This is a genomic window from Gordonia sp. LMA167 (genome assembly GCF_058130025.1).
In genome coordinates, this window is sequence record NZ_CM176708.1 from 246,060 (window position 1) to 264,494 (window position 18,435).

The 18,435-nt window shown below is 67.6% G+C and carries 19 protein-coding genes; 6 read left to right on the plus strand and 13 right to left on the minus strand.

Annotated features, from left to right (window positions below; translation table 11 throughout):
* Window positions 1-44 precede the first annotated feature (44 nt).
* Window positions 45-1,001, minus strand: coding sequence for an esterase/lipase family protein (locus ACVT6V_RS01070; RefSeq protein WP_489897977.1), 957 nt, complete (start codon window positions 999-1,001; stop codon window positions 45-47).
* A 442-nt stretch (window positions 1,002-1,443) separates the two neighbouring features.
* On the opposite strand from ACVT6V_RS01070, the gene ACVT6V_RS01075 reads away from it, so the two are divergent.
* The gene (locus tag ACVT6V_RS01075) at window positions 1,444-2,307 is read left to right on the plus strand and encodes an HAD family hydrolase (protein ID WP_489897978.1); all 864 of its coding nucleotides are present in this window, start codon (window positions 1,444-1,446) and stop codon (window positions 2,305-2,307) included.
* 1,095 nt (window positions 2,308-3,402) lie between these two features.
* On the opposite strand, the gene ACVT6V_RS01080 is transcribed toward ACVT6V_RS01075, so the two are convergent.
* Window positions 3,403-4,158, minus strand: a complete 756-nt coding sequence (locus tag ACVT6V_RS01080) for a Fic family protein (RefSeq protein ID WP_489897979.1) — start codon at window positions 4,156-4,158, stop codon at window positions 3,403-3,405.
* A 183-nt stretch (window positions 4,159-4,341) separates the two neighbouring features.
* On the opposite strand from ACVT6V_RS01080, the gene acs reads away from it, so the two are divergent.
* The 3 genes from acs (at window position 4,342) to ACVT6V_RS01095 (ending at window position 7,947) form a co-directional block, all read left to right on the plus strand.
* Entirely contained in the window at window positions 4,342-6,294 is a 1,953-nt protein-coding gene (gene acs / locus ACVT6V_RS01085) for an acetate--CoA ligase (protein WP_489897980.1), read from the plus strand.
* 144 nt (window positions 6,295-6,438) lie between these two features.
* Window positions 6,439-6,984, plus strand: a complete 546-nt coding sequence (locus ACVT6V_RS01090; RefSeq protein ID WP_489897981.1) for a phage holin family protein — start codon at window positions 6,439-6,441, stop codon at window positions 6,982-6,984.
* Between the two features lie 3 nt (window positions 6,985-6,987).
* On the plus strand, window positions 6,988-7,947 hold the full coding sequence (locus tag ACVT6V_RS01095; protein WP_489897982.1) for an alpha/beta fold hydrolase: 960 nt from the start codon (window positions 6,988-6,990) through the stop codon (window positions 7,945-7,947).
* A gap of 9 nt (window positions 7,948-7,956) precedes the next feature.
* On the opposite strand, the gene ACVT6V_RS01100 is transcribed toward ACVT6V_RS01095, so the two are convergent.
* From ACVT6V_RS01100 to nth, 4 genes are all read right to left on the minus strand, one after another.
* Window positions 7,957-9,156 carry a MarP family serine protease gene (locus ACVT6V_RS01100; RefSeq protein WP_489897983.1) on the minus strand — a complete coding sequence of 400 codons (1,200 nt, stop codon included), beginning with the start codon at window positions 9,154-9,156 and terminating at the stop codon, window positions 7,957-7,959.
* A complete protein-coding gene (locus ACVT6V_RS01105; RefSeq protein WP_489900669.1) occupies window positions 9,153-9,932 on the minus strand; it encodes an NUDIX hydrolase in 780 nt (259 codons plus the stop codon). Before ACVT6V_RS01105 ends, ACVT6V_RS01100 begins: the two co-directional genes overlap by 4 nt.
* A 65-nt stretch (window positions 9,933-9,997) precedes the next feature.
* A complete protein-coding gene (locus ACVT6V_RS01110) occupies window positions 9,998-10,765 on the minus strand; it encodes a TlpA family protein disulfide reductase (protein ID WP_489897984.1) in 768 nt (255 codons plus the stop codon).
* On the minus strand, window positions 10,762-11,574 hold the full coding sequence (gene nth / locus ACVT6V_RS01115; protein WP_489897985.1) for an endonuclease III: 813 nt from the start codon (window positions 11,572-11,574) through the stop codon (window positions 10,762-10,764). Before nth ends, ACVT6V_RS01110 begins: the two co-directional genes overlap by 4 nt.
* Before the next feature lie 169 nt (window positions 11,575-11,743).
* On the opposite strand from nth, the gene ACVT6V_RS01120 reads away from it, so the two are divergent.
* Window positions 11,744-12,016, plus strand: a complete 273-nt coding sequence (locus ACVT6V_RS01120) for a hypothetical protein (RefSeq protein WP_489897986.1) — start codon at window positions 11,744-11,746, stop codon at window positions 12,014-12,016.
* 186 nt (window positions 12,017-12,202) lie between these two features.
* Window positions 12,203-12,877, plus strand: a complete 675-nt coding sequence (locus ACVT6V_RS01125; RefSeq protein ID WP_006330855.1) for a Crp/Fnr family transcriptional regulator — start codon at window positions 12,203-12,205, stop codon at window positions 12,875-12,877.
* Window positions 12,878-13,020: 143 nt separating this feature from the next.
* On the opposite strand, the gene ACVT6V_RS01130 is transcribed toward ACVT6V_RS01125, so the two are convergent.
* The 7 genes from ACVT6V_RS01130 to sp36 form a co-directional block, all read right to left on the minus strand.
* A complete protein-coding gene (locus ACVT6V_RS01130; protein WP_489897987.1) occupies window positions 13,021-13,881 on the minus strand; it encodes an MBL fold metallo-hydrolase in 861 nt (286 codons plus the stop codon).
* Between the two features lie 44 nt (window positions 13,882-13,925).
* Window positions 13,926-15,071 carry a flotillin family protein gene (locus ACVT6V_RS01135; protein ID WP_489900671.1) on the minus strand — a complete coding sequence of 382 codons (1,146 nt, stop codon included), beginning with the start codon at window positions 15,069-15,071 and terminating at the stop codon, window positions 13,926-13,928.
* Between the two features lie 133 nt (window positions 15,072-15,204).
* Entirely contained in the window at window positions 15,205-15,411 is a 207-nt protein-coding gene (locus ACVT6V_RS01140; RefSeq protein WP_489900672.1) for a hypothetical protein, read from the minus strand.
* Window positions 15,412-15,472: 61 nt separating this feature from the next.
* The gene (locus tag ACVT6V_RS01145; RefSeq protein WP_489897988.1) at window positions 15,473-16,750 is read right to left on the minus strand and encodes an MFS transporter; all 1,278 of its coding nucleotides are present in this window, start codon (window positions 16,748-16,750) and stop codon (window positions 15,473-15,475) included.
* A 205-nt stretch (window positions 16,751-16,955) separates the two neighbouring features.
* Window positions 16,956-17,714 carry a sulfite exporter TauE/SafE family protein gene (locus ACVT6V_RS01150; protein WP_489897989.1) on the minus strand — a complete coding sequence of 253 codons (759 nt, stop codon included), beginning with the start codon at window positions 17,712-17,714 and terminating at the stop codon, window positions 16,956-16,958.
* A gap of 7 nt (window positions 17,715-17,721) precedes the next feature.
* Window positions 17,722-18,195, minus strand: a complete 474-nt coding sequence (locus ACVT6V_RS01155) for a RidA family protein (RefSeq protein ID WP_489897990.1) — start codon at window positions 18,193-18,195, stop codon at window positions 17,722-17,724.
* 6 nt (window positions 18,196-18,201) lie between these two features.
* The gene (gene sp36 / locus ACVT6V_RS01160; protein ID WP_004022081.1) at window positions 18,202-18,366 is read right to left on the minus strand and encodes a Sp36 family protein; all 165 of its coding nucleotides are present in this window, start codon (window positions 18,364-18,366) and stop codon (window positions 18,202-18,204) included.
* Window positions 18,367-18,435: the final 69 nt, after the last annotated feature.

The following is an 18,435-nucleotide window of genomic DNA, read 5'->3' on the forward strand; positions in this document are numbered from 1 at the left end:
GGCCGGATCTGTGGAGTTTCGCGAAACTGTGGATGCCCGGCCACTCAGCCGGTGAACGGGGGCACGAAATCGCACGGCACCCGCACCGGATGCCCCGGGTCAAGCGCGTTGAGCACCATGTACGCGGCACGCCGCGACCCGGCGATCGCCAGATGATCGCTGTGGTCATCGGCGCAGGTGTCCTGCACGACGATGTTGCGAACGCGCTCACCCGGCCCTCCGGGGATCTGACCACTCGTGTACGGGACCACGAACTCGTCGTAGCGGGTGGAGATGTTCGTGTAGTCGATGCCCTTCACGTACGGACTGCCTCCGCGCCAGATGGCCCGGTTCATCGTCGACCCCGCGGTCATCTGCCCGCAGGCCGCGCAGATCGGCATGTCCGCACCCCGCAGCAGCTGCTGGGTGATCTTGGTGAACGGCGTCCCACTGAACGAGCCGCGCCACAGCGGCGCGAGGGAGACGTACTTCGTGACCTTGGGCGCCCCGCCCAGGTACTTCAGGTAATAGGTGGGCATGTACGTGCCCTGCGAGTGACCGACGAGGTCGACCGTCTTGGCGCCAGTGGCGGCGAGTACCCGGTCGACGAACCGCGACAGTTGCGCCGCACTGCGCTCCATCCGGTCCATGCCACCGATCGCCGACACGGGCCACGGCGTGTTCGGCAATGCCCCGTAGGTGAGCGCGAACACGCAGTAGCCCCGGTTCGCGAGCATCGCGACATACGCGCCCCAGTTCGTCTGCTGGGCGCCGCCGGTGCCATGGACCAGGACGACAGGGCGGGGATGGCGCGCAGTCGGTGTGCAGGTGAAGTCATTCGACCCGGGCAGCGAACCACCGGGATGGGCCAGTTCGGCCGGGATGCCGGAGAAGAAGTTGAACGTCTCGGGCAGCGGCTGCCGTGGCGCTGCCGATGCGACGCCGGTTCCGAGCGCCGCGATGACGCACGCGGCGATCAGTGCCGCGGCAAATCCCTGGATGTGCTTGATACCGCCGACCATGACGATTCCCTCCCCGGAATACGGAATGGAGTGAACCTAGCAAGTGCTTGGTCAAGCGTCCAGGTCTTCCGGGCCCGGGTTTCCCGGGGATCACGCGGAGGAACAACGCGCGGGCGCGAGACCACACCCGGTCAGCGCAGATGACGGCTCATTCGCGGGAAAGCGGCGCCGGCCGCGGACGCGAAACCGGCCGTAGATAGAGGACGACCCCGGCCAGGGGGGGAGGAGGCCGGGGTCATCGCGTTTCAGCCCCGGGGGGTCGGGCTGAAAGGCACCGGTATCAACCGGTTATGGCCGACTATACACACCGGTTTTCGATCATTGCAACCACAACGAACGCGCACGCCAGGTCACATTTTCATATCACTGCCTGCGCTTTCAGGCTGCATCAACGTTGCATGGGGGCTATCGCCCGAGCGCACCGAGACCGTAGTCTGACCTCGTGACGGACACCACGCCACAGTCGTCTGATGCCACAAAGCCGGCGTCGGCGCCTGACGGCACTCGACGGGTCGCAGCGTTCTTCGACCTCGACAAAACGGTCATCGCGAAGTCCAGCGCACTGGCGTTCACGCGCCCGTTTCTCGCCGAGGGCCTGATCAACCGCCGTGCGGTGCTCAAGTCGAGCTACGCCCAATTTCTCTTCCTGGTGACCGCGGCCGACCACGATCAGGTCGAGAATCTCCGGCGCCACGTCACGGACATGTGTCGCGGATGGGATGTCGAACAGGTCCGTGCGATCGTCGAGGAGACGCTGCACGACATCGTCAATCCCCTGGTGTTCGCCGAGGCGGCCGAACTCATCGCCGACCACCAGTCGCGCGGTCACGAGGTCGTGTTGGTGTCGGCGTCGGGCCGCGAGATGGTCGAACCGATCGGGAAGCTGCTGGGCGTCGACCACGTGGCGGCCAGCCGGATGGAGGTCGTCGACGGCCACTACACGGGCGAGCTCGAGTTCTACTGCTACGGCGTCGAGAAGGCCGCGGCGATGAACGAGCTCGCGCAGGTCCGCGGCTATGACCTCACCGCGTGTTACGCCTACTCGGACTCGGCCACCGACCTCCCCATGCTCGAGGCCGTGGGCCACGCGTTCGCCGTGAATCCGGACCGCCAACTACGCCGGCGAGCCGTCGACGAGGGGTGGGCGGTCCTGAGCTTTCATCGACCGATCCCGCTGCGCGCACGCATCCCCACACCGTCGTCGCGCATGGCCGCAGCGCTGGCACTGGGCGCTGGTGTGGCGGCGGTCAGCGGCGTCGGAGTGCATTCGATCCTCCACCGGCGGAACCGCGATCGCAGCGCCTGATACCACAACAACACCACCGAATGTTGGTCCGAAAGGCCCTTGATGTGACCGCAGTCACGGTGTACAAAAGGTGTTACGGAAACTCGGAAGGCAACGTTCGATCCGGAAGAGAAGGAGCGGACCCCCACGCCGAGCACTTCCCAGCACGGGCGGCAAGCACCCACGCGGAGCGCGCCGCATAGAGGCAAAAGCGTTGTGCGCCTGCGAAATCGTAGGTCGACAAGGCAATCCGGTGACCATCAACGGGCCGTAGACCGGGAGCGCGAAGAGTTCCCGTCGAGCCGGACGAATCGATCCGATCATCACGGACCACCAGGTTCGCGCGACGGAACGAATCGATCCGAAAATGCTCGATCCAACTGCACGGCACCGTAATTCGTAAATGGTTCACACCGGGGCGAACCGGTCGATTCTTCGTTCAATCGCCGAGGCGATCCCACAACCCAACCAAGCACGCTTGGTAACTTGGGTCCGTGCTACGCGGGCGGCAGCCTGACCGGTTCACCGGTCACGGACGCCGCCCGCAGTGCTGTGTCCAGCACCCCGTCCCCCACCCCCGTGCGTTCATCCGCACGTTTTGCGTTCCCCCGCTGGAAGTTTCGCGCGGAACCCTTCGTGACGCGTCGCTCGTACCTCGCGAGGCTCCTCAGGGACCGGGGTCAGAACCAGCGCCCGCCCGCGAGGCTCCTCAGGGACCGGGGTCAGAACCAGCGCCCACCCGCAAAGCTTCCTCAAGCGACCGGGGCCAGAACCAGCGCCCACCCGCAAAGCTTCCTCAAATGACCGGGGCCAGAACCAGCGCCCACCCGCAAAGCTTCCTCAAATGACCGGGGTCAGAACCAGCGCCCGCCCGCGAAGCTCCTCAAATGACCGGGGTCAGAACCAGCGCCCGCCCGCGAAGCTTCCTCAAATGACCGGGGTCAGAACCAGCGCCCGCCCGCGAAGCTTCCTCAAATGACCGGGGCCAGAACCAGCGCCCGCCCGCAAAGCTTCCTCAAATGACCGGGGCCAGAACCAGCGCCCGCCCGCAAAGCTCCTCAAATGACCGGGGCCGAACCGGCGAACGAACGCCCAGGGGGCCGCTGGGTGGGGTCCTCAGCCGGCGCGCGCGGCGTCGGCGATGGACCGGGCCTCGGCGGCCCCGGCCTCGAACGCGTCGCAGCACAACAAGATCCACGCGCCGACACCCTCCGGCGTGCCGTCGGCGAAGCCTGCGGAGCGGGTCCGGTACTCGTCGAGCCGCCGCAACCACGTCACCTCCGGTACGCCGAGGTTGTGCGGATCGAGTCCCGTCGACGTGCACACCAGCCGGGATGCGGCCCGTGCCACCACGCCGTTGGCTGTGGGAAATGCCTTCAGGCTCAACAACTCACCGTGCACGACGGCGGCGAGTACCGGCGCCGGCGCCGACGTCGCGCCGGTGATCAGCTGGCCGAGCAGGTTGAGTCGCTCGGCGACGCCGGGTTCGGCGCTCGGCCTGCCGAGGTCATCCGGATCGTCGACGAGATCGGCCGCGGCCAGCATGTGCAGACGGGCGATGGCCTGCGCAGGTGCGCGCCGAAACACCGCGGTGAGCTGCTCGAGGGCGTCGCCGTCGAGCGCCTGGGCCACTCGCATCGCGCCGGCCAGCAGCGGATCGTCGTAGTCACCGTCCCGACGCAGCTCGACGCTCCCCCCGTCGATCGCCGCCGACGACCGACCGGCTCGCCACGACGCCTCCGTCGAGGTCTTGTCCCAGCCACGGAGGTTGGCCGGGTGACGGTGCACCGCACTGAGGGAATTACGCGCCCGTTCGGCGGCGTCGGCGACGCCGGGAAGGTCAAGCAGGGGCGCCAAGGGATCGGGACTCACGCCTTCACACCATAATGAGCGTGCCGCTCGTCGTGCCGACCGGACCATTCGTCGCGGATACCCGGCGATCCGGCGGACAGGCAGCTGCAACGGGGTTCCAACGTGACTACCCTCACAATCAGAACCCGGCATGAACACACGTCACGCCATCTTGTCGTCGATAGTGAAAGGCACACCTCACCGATGTCTCCCGCCACCACTTCGTCTGCCCAGAGCTATCCGCCGTCGGCGGAGTTCGCCGCCCAGGCCAATGCCACCGCCGAGATGTATGACCGCGCCGACGCGGACCGCCTGGAGTTCTGGGCCGAGCAGGCCCGCCGGCTGGACTGGGACACCGGTTTCGACCAGGTGTTGGATTGGTCGGAGGCCCCGTTCGCGAAGTGGTTCGTCGGCGGCAAGCTGAACGTCGCCTACAACTGCGTGGACCGCCACGTCGCCGCAGGCAAGGGTGACCGGGTCGCGATCCATTGGGTCGGCGAGCCCGGCGACTCCCGCGACCTGACGTATGCGCAGCTCAAGGACGAGGTGTCCAAGGCGGCCAACTACTTCACCGCGATCGGTCTGACCGCCGGTGACCGGGTGGCGATCTACATGCCGATGGTCCCCGAAGCCCTGATCTCGATGCTCGCCTGTGCCCGCCTCGGCCTGACCCATTCGGTGGTGTTCGCCGGCTTCTCTGCCGGCGCCCTGCGGAGCCGGGTCGATGACGCCGAGGCCAAGCTGGTCATCACCACCGACGGTCAGTACCGCCGCGGCAAGCCGGCGCCGCTGAAGACCGCCGTCGACGAGGCGTTGGGCAGCGGCGACGATGCCGCGAAATCGGTGGAGAAGGTGCTGGTGGTGCGACGCACCAACCACGACCCCGATCTCAACTGGGTGCAGGGCCGCGACGTGTGGTGGGACGACACCGTCGCCGAACAGTCGACCGACCACGAACCCGAGGCATTCGACGCCGAGCACCCGCTGTTCCTGCTGTACACCTCCGGTACCACCGGCAAGCCCAAGGGCATCGTGCACTCCTCGGGCGGCTATCTGACCCAGGCGTCCTACACCTTCCACTACGTGTTCGACCACAAAGAAGGTCGCGACGTGTTCTGGTGCGGCGCCGACATCGGCTGGGTGACCGGGCACTCCTACCTCGTCTACGGTCCGCTCTCCAACGGCGCCACCGAGGTGGTCTACGAGGGCACCCCCAACTCCCCCAACGAGCACCGGCATTTCGAGATCATCGAAAAGTACGGCGTCACCATCTACTACATCGCCCCGACGTTGATCCGCACCTTCATGAAGTGGGGCCGCGAGATCCCCGACGCCCACGACCTGTCGAGCGTGCGCCTGCTCGGCTCGGTGGGTGAGCCGATCAACCCCGAGGCATGGAAGTGGTACCGCGAGGTCATCGGCGGCGACAGCGCCCCCATCGTGGACACCTGGTGGCAGACCGAGACCGGGGCGATCATGATCTCCCCGCTGCCCGGGGTCACCGCCGCCAAGCCCGGCTCGGCGATGAAACCGCTGCCCGGCATCTCCGCCAACATCGTCGACGATGCGGGCAAACCGGTCGGCGCCGGCGAACAGGGCTATCTGGTGCTCGATCAACCGTGGCCGTCGATGCTGCGCGGCATCTGGGGCGATGAGGACCGTTTCCGCGAGACCTATTGGTCCCGCTTCGCCGAACAGGGCTGGTACTTCGCCGGTGACGGCGCCCGCTACGACGACGATCACGCGTTGTGGGTGTTGGGCCGCGTCGACGACGTCATGAACGTCTCCGGCCATCGCATCTCCACCGCCGAGGTCGAATCGGCGCTCGTCGGGCACTCCGGCGTCGCCGAGGCCGCTGTCATCGGCGCCGCCGACGACACCACCGGCCAGGGCATCGTCGCGTTCGTCATCCTGCGTGAAGGCATCGAGAACACCGGCGACCAACTGATCATGGAACTGCGCGAACAGGTCTCCATCGAGATCTCCCCGATCGCCAAACCCCGCGAGATCAACGTCGTGCCCGAACTGCCCAAGACACGCTCCGGCAAGATCATGCGACGACTCCTCAAAGACGTCGCCGAGGGACGCGAACTCGGCGACACCTCCACCCTGGTCGACCCGTCGGTCTTCGAAGCGATCCGGCAGCGAAAGTCCTGACCGCTCCCGCAGACACAGAACGAGTGCGCCGTCGGACGATCCCGTCCGACGGCGCATCTTTCTGGTCCATCCCGGGTGGGCAGCAGACCTCGGTCGGCCCGGCATGGCAACATATGCTCTCGACACCGAGATACGGAGGATGCTGTGAGCCGCAACGAGCACGGCCCAACCGATCGGGAGGCCGGGTCGATCCCGTCCATCCCGTTGTCGGACCCCACTCTCGGCCGTAACGGCGAACCCACCATCGGGAACCTGGTCAAGGACGCGACCGCAAGTGTGTCGACCCTGTTCCGGTCCGAGGTCGCGTTGGCGAAGGCCGAGCTGGTCGGAGAGGCGAAGAAGGCGGGCGCCGGCACCGGCCTGCTGGTCGTCGCCGGGGTGATGGCTCTCTATTCGAGCTTCTTCTTTTTCTTCTTCCTCGCCGAACTGCTCGACAACTGGATGCCGCGATGGCTGGCTTTCCTGATCGTCTTCCTCATCCTGGTGGCGATCACCGTGGTGATGGCGATCGTGGGGTACGTCCTCTTCCGAAAGGTTCGTGGGCCGAAGAAGACCATCGCCAGCGTCAAGGAGGTCCCGTCGGTCCTGCCCGGTGCTCATCCGGCGTCGTCGGGAACGAAGTCCGCACCGAAGACCTCCCCGGGCGAACACCCGGAACTGCCGCGGGCCCACGACCCCGCCAAGGGGTGAGCCTTGGCCGGACCGCCTGACCCTTCCAGCGTCCGCGTCCCCGGCTCCTGGCATCACTTCGACGTCCGCGCCAACGGTCTGCGCTTCCACGCCGTGGAAGCGCAGGAACGCGGGTTGGCGGACCGCCCGCTCGTCCTGCTCCTGCACGGCTTCGGCGAGTTCTGGTGGAGCTGGCGGCATCAGATCACCTCACTGACCGACGCCGGATTCCGTGCGGTCGCCGTGGACCTGCGCGGCTACGGCGACTCCGACAAACCACCGCGCGGTTACGACGGCTGGACACTGGCCGGTGACACCAACGGGCTCATCAGGGCACTCGGCCACGACGACGCGACACTCGTCGGGCACGCGGACGGCGGTCTGGTCTGCTGGGCCACGGCCACGCTGCATCCGCGCGTGGTCAGCCGGGTGGCGGTGATCGCCTCACCGCATCCGCGCGCGCTGCGGCGACTGGTGCTCCGCGACTCCGCCCAGCGGTCGGCATTCCTGCCCGGGTTCCTGCACAACCAGCTCCCCCGCATCGGGGAGCGGCACCTGACCCGCGATGACGGCGCCTACATCGCCGACTATTTCCGCGCCCGCGCGTCGGCCGCCTGGCAGGCCACCGGCGACTACACGGAGACCGTCGAACGAAACAGGTCGGCGGTCCAGATCCCGTACGTCGCTCACTCCAGTCTGGAATACCGGCGCTGGGCGTTCCGCTCCCAGTTCCGTCCCGACGGCGCCCGCTTCATGGACCTGATGAACCAACGACTGCACATCCCGGTACTCGCGCTGCGTGGCCGCGACGACCCGTACATTCTCGACCACCTGATGACGGCGAGCCACCGCTGGGCCGCCCACATGGATTACCGGCAGATCGATGACAGCGGGCACTTCGCCCATCAGGAACAGCCCGATGCGGTCAGTGAGAAGCTCGTCGGCCTGCTCGAACTCGACCCGGCCGCTCAGCCACCGACCTGACGCCCGCGCTCAGGCGTGCACGCACGACTCAGTGCTGACTCGCGACGAGAGGTTCTCCGAGTCGACGAAGTTCTGCTGGACCTGCTTGGCGGTCAGCACGAAACCGGTCTGGTCGGCGGTGTCCTCGGCGGCACCGAAGACCACACCGAGCACCTGTCCCTGAGCGTTGATCATCGGACCACCCGAATTGCCCTGCCGGATCACGCCGCGCACCGTGTACACCTCGCGCAGTATCTGCCCGGTCCGGTAGATGTCGGGTCCGGACAGGTTGATCTTGTCGCGGACACGCACCGCGCTCACCGCGAACGGCCCCGCCTCCGGATAGCCCATCACGATCGCGTCGTCGCCGGTCTGCGCTTCGGTGTCAGCGAAGTCGAGCGCGGGCGCCGTGAGGCCGGGGACGTCGAGGACGGCGATGTCGTTGTCGCTGTCGAACAACACGACCCGCGCCGACAGCTGCTGTCCGGCGGGTGAGGTCACACTCAACCGACGCGTCCCGGCGACGACGTGCGCGTTGGTCATCACACGTTCCGGCGACACGACGAATCCGCTGCCCTCGAGCGCCTGCCGGCAACTCGGTGCGGTGCCCTCGATCTTGACGACACTGGGCCGGGTCTGGTTGACCACCGGCAACTGCAGAAGAGCGGGATCGGGCGGTCCGACCTCGGCGACGGGGGTACGGCCGAACGGTCCGATCACCTCCGGCAAACCCGAATTGTCCAGCAGGGCGCTGAAATCCTTGGGGAGGTCGCGCAGCCACTGCGGCGCCAACACGTCCACACCACCGAGCACCTTGGAGCCACGCACCGCGGTCGACACCTGGGTCTCGCTGGAACTGCTCAACGGGATCGCCAGCAACCACGCCGCGATCAGCACGGCGGTCACCTGCAGCACCGAGCCGATCACACTGTCGACCCGACGGACCCCACGCGACCGGATACCGCCGCGTGCGGCTCGGCCCAGGATCATCCCGGACACCTCGCCGACGATGATCAGTCCGACCAGGATGAGCACGCCGACCAGGAGCCGCGTGGTCTGGTCGTCGAAGTTCGAGATGACGTGGGGCGCAAGCAGAATCCCCGCGACCGCACCGAGGATCACGCCCAGGAAGGCCATCGCGGACGCCACCGCGCCCTGCCGGTAGCCGCTGGCTGCGGCGAGGAAGGCGATCAACAGGACGATGAGGTCAACCCATGTGGATCCGCTCACCGACGCCCGTCCTCACCGTGTTCGCCGTCCCCGACGAACTGTCGCATCGACTCCGGCAACACCGCCGCGGGCCCGAGGGTCTGCGGACTCCCGGCCGCCTCGATCGCCGCGTCCAACGGCCGGACATCGTCCTTGTCCCAGGGCACGTCCCACCCCGCGACCTCGCTCATCGCCGCGATCAGACCACCGGTGAATCCCCACACCAGCAAACCGTCGACCATGAACGCCGGTCCGCGATAGGCGCGCGCGCCCAGTACATTTCGCTGCACCTGGAATCGACTCTCCGGCGCCAGCAGCGCCCGCAGGTTGACCCGCGCGACCCGGGCGGTTTCCCCGGTGTCCATCACGCGAACATGCCCCGGCTCGCGCCAATGCGCCAGCACCGGGGTGACGTCGAACGCCGACACCGGTACCGGGAACGACGGCAGGTTCGCCAGGACGTCGACGCCGTCGGCGACCAGCCCGGTCTCCTCGGCAGCCTCCCGCAGCGCCGTGCCGACCGGGAACTCGTCGCCGGGGTCGACCCCGCCACCGGGGAATGCGACCTGCCCGCTGTGCTGACGTAACGTCGGCGCACGCTCGGTGAGCAGGATCTCGGCGTCCGGCGGCAGGCCGCCGGGGTGATCGCGTGCCTCGTCCCAACTGCCCGCGAGGAGCACCAGGACCGCGGCATCGCGCCGGTTCCGGTCGAGGATCGACGCCCAGCGGGTCCGATCCCCGCCCCGGTTGAGCACGGATTCGGTCACCTTGGTGACGTCGGCGGTGAGCCGGCGCATCCACGGTGGGATCTGTTCGGTCGGCACCAGTGGGCCGGTGATGGGATGGTGACCGTCCTCGGATCTCACGTCGTCACCCCCAGGTACTGCTGCACCGCGTCGGCGATCTGGTCGGGATCGTCGAAGACCTGCGGCAAGACCTTGGCGACCGTGCCGTCGGCGCGCACGAGGATCGTCGACGGGAACACCCGCGGCGCGCCGAGGGCGGCGGCGATCTTCGCGTCGGTATCCAGCACCGCCGGCAGATGCACCCCGTTCTCGTCGAGGAACTGCAACGCCATGTACGGGTTCTGCGCCCCCTCCTGCGCGTGCACGGTGAGCACGGTCAGCTTGTCCCCCGCGCGCTGCGCGTAGCTGTCGAGCACCGGCAGCTCCCGTCGGCACGGCAGACACCAGACCGCCCACATGTTCACCAACATCGGTTTGCCCGCGGTGCCGGTACCCGCGTCGTAGTCAGCGCCGTCGGCCAGACAGGGCACGTGCACACCGGCCAGCGCCGCCTGCGCTCCCTCCGGCAGACCGGTCACCGGGCAGGGGGGTAACGCGGCGTCGCGTCGTGCCTGTGCCAGCTGGGCGTCGTCGGCCTGCGCGTCGGTGGCCCGTGGGCCGGACACGCTCGGCCCGGTGGCCGTTGCCCCGTTCGACGTCGAACCCGTGTCCGCACCGCGATCTCGTGGCCAGATCGCCACCACCAGGGCGAGGATCACGATGACGAAGACGATGGTCCAGCGCGCCGATGCGGGAAACCGGCTTCCGGATCGTCGGGGAGGTGGCGGCGGTGCGGAGTCGTCTTCGCCGTGGCCGGCCTCCGCGCTGGTCGGGGTCGGGTTCACTGCGTCGCGAGTCCCGCCAGATCCAACAGATGTTCGGTCTCGGGACCCTTCACCAGCTTCGCGGCCTCTGCCTTGTCCATCGGACCGGCGCCCACCGAGGGGCAGTCCTTCGCCAGGATGCAGACCCCGCAGGCCGGTTTGCGGGCATGGCACACCCGGCGACCATGGAAGATCACCCGGTGCGACAGGTCGGTCCACTCCTTGCGCTCGATCAGTTCGCCGACGGCGTGCTCGATCTTGACCGGATCGGTCTCCTCGGTCCAGCGCCACCGGCCGACGAGCCGGGCGAAGTGGGTGTCGACGGTGATGCCCGGCACCCCGAAGGCGTTACCGAGGACCACGTTGGCGGTCTTGCGACCGAATCCGGGCAGGCTGACCAGCTCTTTCAGCGTGCTCGGCACCTCGCCGTCGAAGCGTTCGACGAGTGCCTGACCGAGTCCGATGATCGAGTTCGCCTTGTTGCGGTAGAAGCCGGTGGTCCGGATCATCTCCTCGAGTTCGGTGCGGTCGGCTTCCGCGTAGGACCGTGCACTGGGGTACTTGGCGAACAGCGCCGGGGTCACCATGTTGACCCGGACGTCGGTGCACTGCGCCGACAGGATGGTCGCCACGGACAACTCCAATGGCGTGGTGAAGTCGAGTTCGCAGTAGACATGCGGGAACGCGACCTGAAGGTTCCGGTTCATCCGCCGCGCACGGCGCACCAATCCGAGGTGGGTCTCGACCCCGGCGCCTCGTCCACGTCGGCCGCGGACTGGTGTGGTCGGCTCCGTCACCGGGGTGGCGTCGGTTGTCTTGCGTGGGGTCACGCAATTCAGGTTAGCCACGTCGACGACACCGGACCCACGGAGACCTCGCAGGACCTTCCGGAATGGTCGGTCACGGCGCGACACCGGCTTGGTAAGCCTTGGTAACAAGTCAGTGAAGGCAGGCCTTCTGGTTGGCGGTTGGGAGAGCCGATTGTGTTTACTGGTCCTCATGCAAGGTCTCGCCGCGCTTCTGTTCCCGGCCGTCCTGATGCTCTTTGCACTGGCGATGGAGAAGGTTCAGGCACGGATCGACCGGCTCGCTGTGTCCCGCGACCACGTCGAGGAATTTCTCGAGTCGGCTGATGCCCGAAACGTCGACACGCTGGCCAAAGAGGGCTTCCCGGCAGCGTTGGACGAGTTCCGCAGCAGGCGCACCAAAGGAGATTCGGCCACCGCAGACGCCGACGCCATCTTCTCGTCGTCCCCGCAGCGCGCCAGCTGACCCGCGAAACTTCGGTTCAGACGAACGCGCCGACTCGCCGCAATGGTCCGGCCAGTGACCCATTCAACACTTATGCTTGGCCTGAGGGTAGCGTTGCACGGGGCAACACAGCAGCAGGCAGTGCGTTTACGAGATCCTGTGTGTGGTTGTCATGCGAGTGTGGTTAGGACGAGAAAGGTTCCTTAGGTGGAGGACGTACTGGCGCGGGCGGGCATATTTCAGGGTGTCGAGCCCTCTGCCGTCGCGGCGCTGACCAAACAGCTTCAGCCGGTTGATTTCCCTCGTGGGCATGTGATCTTCCACGAAGGTGAACCCGGTGACCGGCTCTACATCATCCTGTCCGGCAAGGTGAAGGTCGGGCGTCGCTCCCCGGATGGCCGCGAGAACCTGCTGACGATCATGGGACCGTCGGACATGTTCGGCGAGCTCTCGATCTTCGACCCCGGACCGCGGACGTCGTCGGCGACGACGGTGACCGAGGTGCGCGCGGTGTCGATGGACCGCGATGCGCTGCGGGCGTGGATCAAGGACCGCCCGGAGATCGCCGAGCAGCTGCTGCGCGTGCTCGCACGTCGTCTACGCCGCACCAACAACAACCTCGCCGACCTCATCTTCACCGACGTCCCCGGCCGTGTCGCCAAGCAGCTGCTGCAGCTCGCCCAGCGCTTCGGCACCCAGGAGGGCGGCGCCCTGCGCGTGACGCATGACCTCACGCAGGAGGAGATCGCCCAGTTGGTGGGCGCTTCCCGCGAGACCGTCAACAAGGCGCTCGCCGACTTCGCCCAGCGCGGATGGCTGCGCCTCGAGGGCAAGAGCGTGCTGATCGCGGACTCCGAGCGCCTGGCGCGCCGCGCGCGGTAGCAGCGCGTCGTCCCGCGGTAACCCACGCGTCCTCCTGCTGGTCGAGCAGCCGCGTACGTAGTGAGTGGCGTATCGAAACCCGGTTCGGGGATCTCGATACGCCACCTCGCTGCCGCTCGTCGGCTACTCGATCAGCATGCAGCTCAGCGGTCCCGTAGGTAATCCAGCTGCGCCTTGACCGACATCCTGGCCGCCGGCCAGAGCTTCTTGTCGACGTCGGCGTAGACCTTGCGCACGACCTTCATCGGCTTGGCCTTGTGGGCCGACACCCCGAGGTCGTCGAGGGCCGCGACGATCTGGTCGATGCGCTCTTCACGATGGGCCTTGTAGTAGCGCGCGACGGGACCCACCACGGGGTGGTCGGGTCCGTGCGCCGGAAGGAGCACCGCCTCCTCCCCCTCGACGATGATCCGATTGATGGAGTTCAGGTAGTCGCGCAGGGTGCCGTCCGTCGGGTCGATCACGGTGGTCCCGCTGCCGAGGATCGTGTCGCCGGTGAGCAGTGCGCGCTGCCCGTCGTGATCTACGAGGAAACTCACGGAGTCGCCGGTGTGCCCGGGAGTGTGCAACACGGTGATCCGCAGCCCCGCGACCTCGATGACCTCCCGATCGGCCAACGCCGGTGCGTCGTGGCTGAACGTGGACAAGCGTGCCCGGACCGGGGCATCGACACGCTTGCGAAGACGCTTGATGGCTCCGGTGTGGTCGAAGTGACGGTGGGTGATCAGCACCAGGGCAATACCCGGCTGCTCGGCGATCCGCTTGACGTGGCCCTTCTTGTTCGGTGGCCCCGGATCGACGATCACGCACTCGGGATGGCCGGGTGCCCGCAGAATCCAGGTGTTGGTGCCGTCGAGCTCCATGTTGCCCGGGTTGTTGCAGAGCAACACCGACGCGAACGGCGTCACCTCGCGGACGACACCGTAGGCCGGGTGGACCGGTGCCGACGTGGCTTCCGTTCCGGCGTCGGACATATCCCCGTCGGTCGACCCCTTGTCACTCATGCCTTCCGACATTACTCACCGGCCCACCCGATCCCCGGGTCACCTCACCCCTGAACGACATCCGACGACGAGGATCGATCGACATTGTTGACCACATCGTCGACGACCTTCGGCGCGAACTCGCTCTGCAGACTCCTCAGCAGCGCGGCACCCTGCGTCACCACCCCGGTCATCATCTCGTTGACCCCCTCGGCACCGTTGAACACGGTCAGGTTCGACGACCCGAGCCCCTTCGCGATCTCCCCGACCAGCGCAGGCAACTGTTCGATGATCTGCTGATCGAGCGCTATGCGATTGTTCTTCGCGGCTGCGGCGGACTGGATCTCGACGGCCCGCGCCTCCGCCTCGGCGATGATCTGTCGGCGGCGCGCTTCCGCCTCGGCCGGCTTCACGACCTCGGAGATCAGCTGCTGCTCACGCAGATCCGCCTCGGCCTGAGCCAGCACCGACTGTTCGCGGATGATCTCCTGGTTCACGCGGGCCTCCGCCAGCGGACCCGCCTGAGCGGCCTCGGCGTTGGCCTTGTCGGTCTCGGACTTGATGTGGGCGCGTTTGACCGCGGTCTCGCGCTCGTAGTCGGCCTGGTTGCGCAGCGACTCCTGCTGGGCCTTGGCCGCCTCCTGGTCGGCCTTGGCGCGTTCGACCGCGGCCTCACGCTGCACCTTCGCGATATTCGGGGCGGCCAGCGCATTGATGTACCCGGAATCCATGTCATCGATCGACTGGATCTGGAACGAATCCACCACCAGACCGATCGAGCCCATCTCCCGCTTCGACGCCTCGAGCACCTGACGTGCCAGGGTGTCACGCTCGCGGATGATCTGCTCGACGGTCATCGAACCGACGATCGACCGCAGATGGCCCGAGAAGACCTGTCCCGTGAGCTGATTCATCTCGTCCTCCTGCTCGGAGATGAAGCGCTGCCCGGCATTCACGATCGACGCGACGTCGCTGCCGACCTTGTGGGCGATGACCGCGCGCACGTTGAGCTGAATACCCTGTGTCGTCACACAGATCTCGCGGATCTGCGCCTCGTGCAGGGCCATCGAGAGATAGCGCACCTTGCGGAAGAACGGCATCACCCATTTGCCGTGGCCGACGACCACGGCGAACGGTGCGCCGTCGGCCTCGGATTTCTTCCCCGAGATCAGCATCGCCTCATCGGGTTCGGGAACGTGGTAGCCGAGCATGGTGCCCCTCCTCAGTCGTCGCGCACGCACGACCAGCCGTCGGGCGTTCACACGAATCACCTCTTTGACGCGTCATGCTACGGCGCCGGTTCCGCAGGTGTCGTTCGCCCAGCCGACCCGAATGGTTGCCGGGTCACACCGCAGGCAACGCCATCCATCGCTCGACGTCGACGATCCGCCCGGGCCGCACCCCGATGACGAGGACGGTCTCGTCGGTGGCGATGGGCTCGGCGGCGATCGCGAGGAATCGTTCGGTGCCCCCGGCCAATCCCAGCTCGACCTCACCGAGCGCGTCGCCGCCGCCGATCGCCAGGGTCACCACGCCCGTCGCACCGATCATGTCCACCGCCCACCACCTCGAGTCGGGTTGGCACAACCGTAGACAATGCGTCCGGCGGCCGTCAGCTGGGCCGGTCCAGCAGAAGATAGGCTGCGGTCGCGATGCTGAGGGCGCCGGCCGCCAGGACGAGCACCGGGTACCCGAACACACCGACGACGACTCCTGCCACCGCCCCGGCCACCGCACCCGCGAGGCTCATGGACGTGTCGGCGATGCCCTGTACGCGTGGACGCACGGCGAGCTCGACGCTGTCGGTCAGCATGGTCGAACCGGCGACGGTCGCCGCCGACCAGCCGAGACCGAGCAGGACCAGTGCCACGACCAGGCCGACCTGGCTGCGGTTGCACGCAAATCCGGTGATGCACGCGGCGAGCAGCAGGGCCTGGCCGATCAGCACCGTGGGCACGCGGCCCAGGCGATCGGTGAGCAGGCCCATCAGTGGGGCCAACGCATACATCCCCGCGACATGGGCACTGATCGACAGCCCGACCACCGTCAGCGTCGCACCGCCGTGACTCATGTGCACGGGGGTCAGTGCCATCACCGCCACCATGACCGCGTGCGCCGAGACCACCGATGCGACCGCGTTCCGCGCGCCCGGGGTACGCCGGATCGTCTGGAAGCCCTGCGCCAGGGACGGTCTCGTGGTCTCGGTCGAACTCGACCCGCGCTCCGCGACGACCAGCGGGTCGGGTCGCAGACCGACCAGGAGCACCACGGCTGCCGCAGCGGTGCCGGCGGCCCCGATGACGAACGGTCCGGCGAGTTCATCGATGTGCAGCAGGCTCGCCAGATCCGCCCCCACCGGGAGCAGTGCCGGACCTGCGACGGCTCCCACCATGGTCATCCAGACCACCAGCGAGAGATCCCGGCCACGGGTTCGGGTCGACGCGAGATCGGTTGCGGCGAAGCGTGACTGCAGGCTCACCGCGGTCCCCGAGCCGACACCGGCCATGCCGACGAGAAACAACGCGAACCACCCGAGGTCGACCGCCGTGGCGGAGACCAGGGCGCCCGCCGCCGCGATCGCGAAACCGGTGGCCAGAGCGGGCCGACGCCCCGACCGCTGGGCCAGGCCGGCCAACGGCAGGCCCGCCGCGGCCGCACCGAGCGTCAGCACGGTGGTGGGCAGCCCGGCCAACGACTCGGTACCGGAGAGCCGCTCGCCGAGAATCGCACCGAGGGCCAGCGCGGCGCCCATTCCGAGACCGCCCAGCACCTGGGCCAGACACAGCAGCGCGACCGTGCGTCGCTGAATCCGTCGGATCGCGTCGTCGCCGAGGTCTCTCGGCGCGGCGGTCTGGGCCGGCGTCCGATCGGGAGAGGCGCGATTCGTCACCTGCACAGCGTCGCCCGAATCCGCCCGAGGCGCCAGTACCCATCGGCTCGATGCCGCAGCCCCCGCCGCCCGCCATCCCGGATCTCCGTTGGTGCTCCACGTCGGCGAAGGCGACGTCTCGACCGGTACGGGCCTCACGGCAGCGGCCGAACCGACATCGGATGTCGTTGTCGCCGCACGTCTATCGCAACAGCTACCGGAACGGTCAGTCCACCGCCAGGTCATATCCCAATTTCGCCACCATCACGACGACGACGGTGAGCAACACCCAGCGCACGAACCGGTTGCCACGACCGATCGCCATGTGCGCACCGAGTTGGGCACCCGCGATGTTGGCGACCGCCAGTCCGATGCCCAGCAGCCACAGGACGTTGCCCTGCCAGGCGAACACCGCCAGGGCACCCAGATTGGTGCCGGTGTTGATCACCTTCGCCATTGCCGAACTCTCCAGGAACCCGGTGCCCACCAGCGCGGTGAGGCTGATGATCAGAAACGTCCCGGTGCCGGGCCCCATCACCCCGTCGTAGAAGGCGATCACCACGCCGGCCAGGACGAGTCCACAGATCACCGACCACCGCGGCCGCTCCCGCGCGAGGCCCGATCCGAAACCCGGGTTGAGCGCCACGAACAACCCGACGGCGACCAATAGACACAGCACGATGGGGGTGAACAGCCCGGCAGGCAACCTACTGGCCGTATACGCGCCCAGCCCCGCGAAGAGGACGGCGCTGACGAAGACCGGAGCGAGTCGTCGAAAATCGACGGTGAGGCGTCGGGCATAGGCAAAGGCCGCCGACGACGTTCCGAAGACCGCGGCCAGCTTGTTGGTACCGAGCGCGGTCGCGGGCGCCAGACCGGGGTAGGCGATGAGCAGCGCCGGGATCAGCACCAGACCACCACCGCCGACGACGGCGTCGACCCACCCGGCCGCGGCGGCCGCCGCGATCAGGAGTGCGACGTCCACGTAGTGCTCAGGCGACCTCGACGATCAGCTCGACCTCGACGGGAGCTCCCATCGGCAACTCGGCGACACCGACCGCCGACCGGGCGTGCACTCCGGCATCGCCGAAGACCTCGCCCAGCAGGTCGGAGGCGCCGTTGATCACCGCGGGCTGACCCGTGAATCCGTGCGCCGACGCCACGAAACCCACAACCTTGACGACCCGCACGACCGCGTCGATCCCGACCAGCGCGTCGATCGCCGCCAGGGCGTTGAGCGCACACTGCCGCGCGGCGGCGTTCGCCTGTTCGGGGTCCACCACCCCCTCCGCGCCTTCATGGACCTTGCCTGCGACATCGAGTTTGCCGTCGACGATGGGAAGTTGGCCCGCGGTGTAGACGAGGTTCCCGGTGCGCACGGCCGGGGTGTAGCTGGCCACCGGCGTGACCACCGGCGGAAGCGTGATGCCGAGTTCGACGAGTCGCTGCGACCACGTGGTTGCCATACGGATCTATCCCTTCGGACGCTTCAGATAGGCGACGTGCTGCTCACCGGTCGGACCGGGCAGCACGCTCACCAACTCCCAGCCGTCGGCACCCCACTGATCGAGGATCTGCTTGGTGGCATGCGTCAGCAACGGCACCGTCACGTACTCCCACGCGGTCACTTCACTCATGGACCCACCCTAATGCCCGGCGTCGCCAATGCCCGCAGTGGGCATTGCCGGGTTCGCCCTAGTCGATAT

Bases quoted from the DNA above. Each gene is read 5' to 3' on its own strand.
- ACVT6V_RS01135 (WP_489900671.1), bottom strand. From the start codon at position 15,071: ATGCTCGGCTACCACGTTCCCGAACCCGATGAGGCGATGCTGATCTCG.
- ACVT6V_RS01155 (WP_489897990.1), bottom strand. From the start codon at position 18,195: ATGGCAACCACGTGGTCGCAGCGACTCGTCGAACTCGGCATCACGCTT.
- acs (WP_489897980.1), top strand. From the start codon at position 4,342: ATGTCTCCCGCCACCACTTCGTCTGCCCAGAGCTATCCGCCGTCGGCG.
- ACVT6V_RS01070 (WP_489897977.1), bottom strand. From the start codon at position 1,001: ATGGTCGGCGGTATCAAGCACATCCAGGGATTTGCCGCGGCACTGATC.
- ACVT6V_RS01120 (WP_489897986.1), top strand. From the start codon at position 11,744: ATGCAAGGTCTCGCCGCGCTTCTGTTCCCGGCCGTCCTGATGCTCTTT.
- ACVT6V_RS01130 (WP_489897987.1), bottom strand. From the start codon at position 13,881: ATGAGTGACAAGGGGTCGACCGACGGGGATATGTCCGACGCCGGAACG.
- sp36 (WP_004022081.1), bottom strand. From the start codon at position 18,366: ATGAGTGAAGTGACCGCGTGGGAGTACGTGACGGTGCCGTTGCTGACG.
- ACVT6V_RS01105 (WP_489900669.1), bottom strand. From the start codon at position 9,932: ATGCGCCGGCTCACCGCCGACGTCACCAAGGTGACCGAATCCGTGCTC.
- ACVT6V_RS01140 (WP_489900672.1), bottom strand. From the start codon at position 15,411: ATGATCGGTGCGACGGGCGTGGTGACCCTGGCGATCGGCGGCGGCGAC.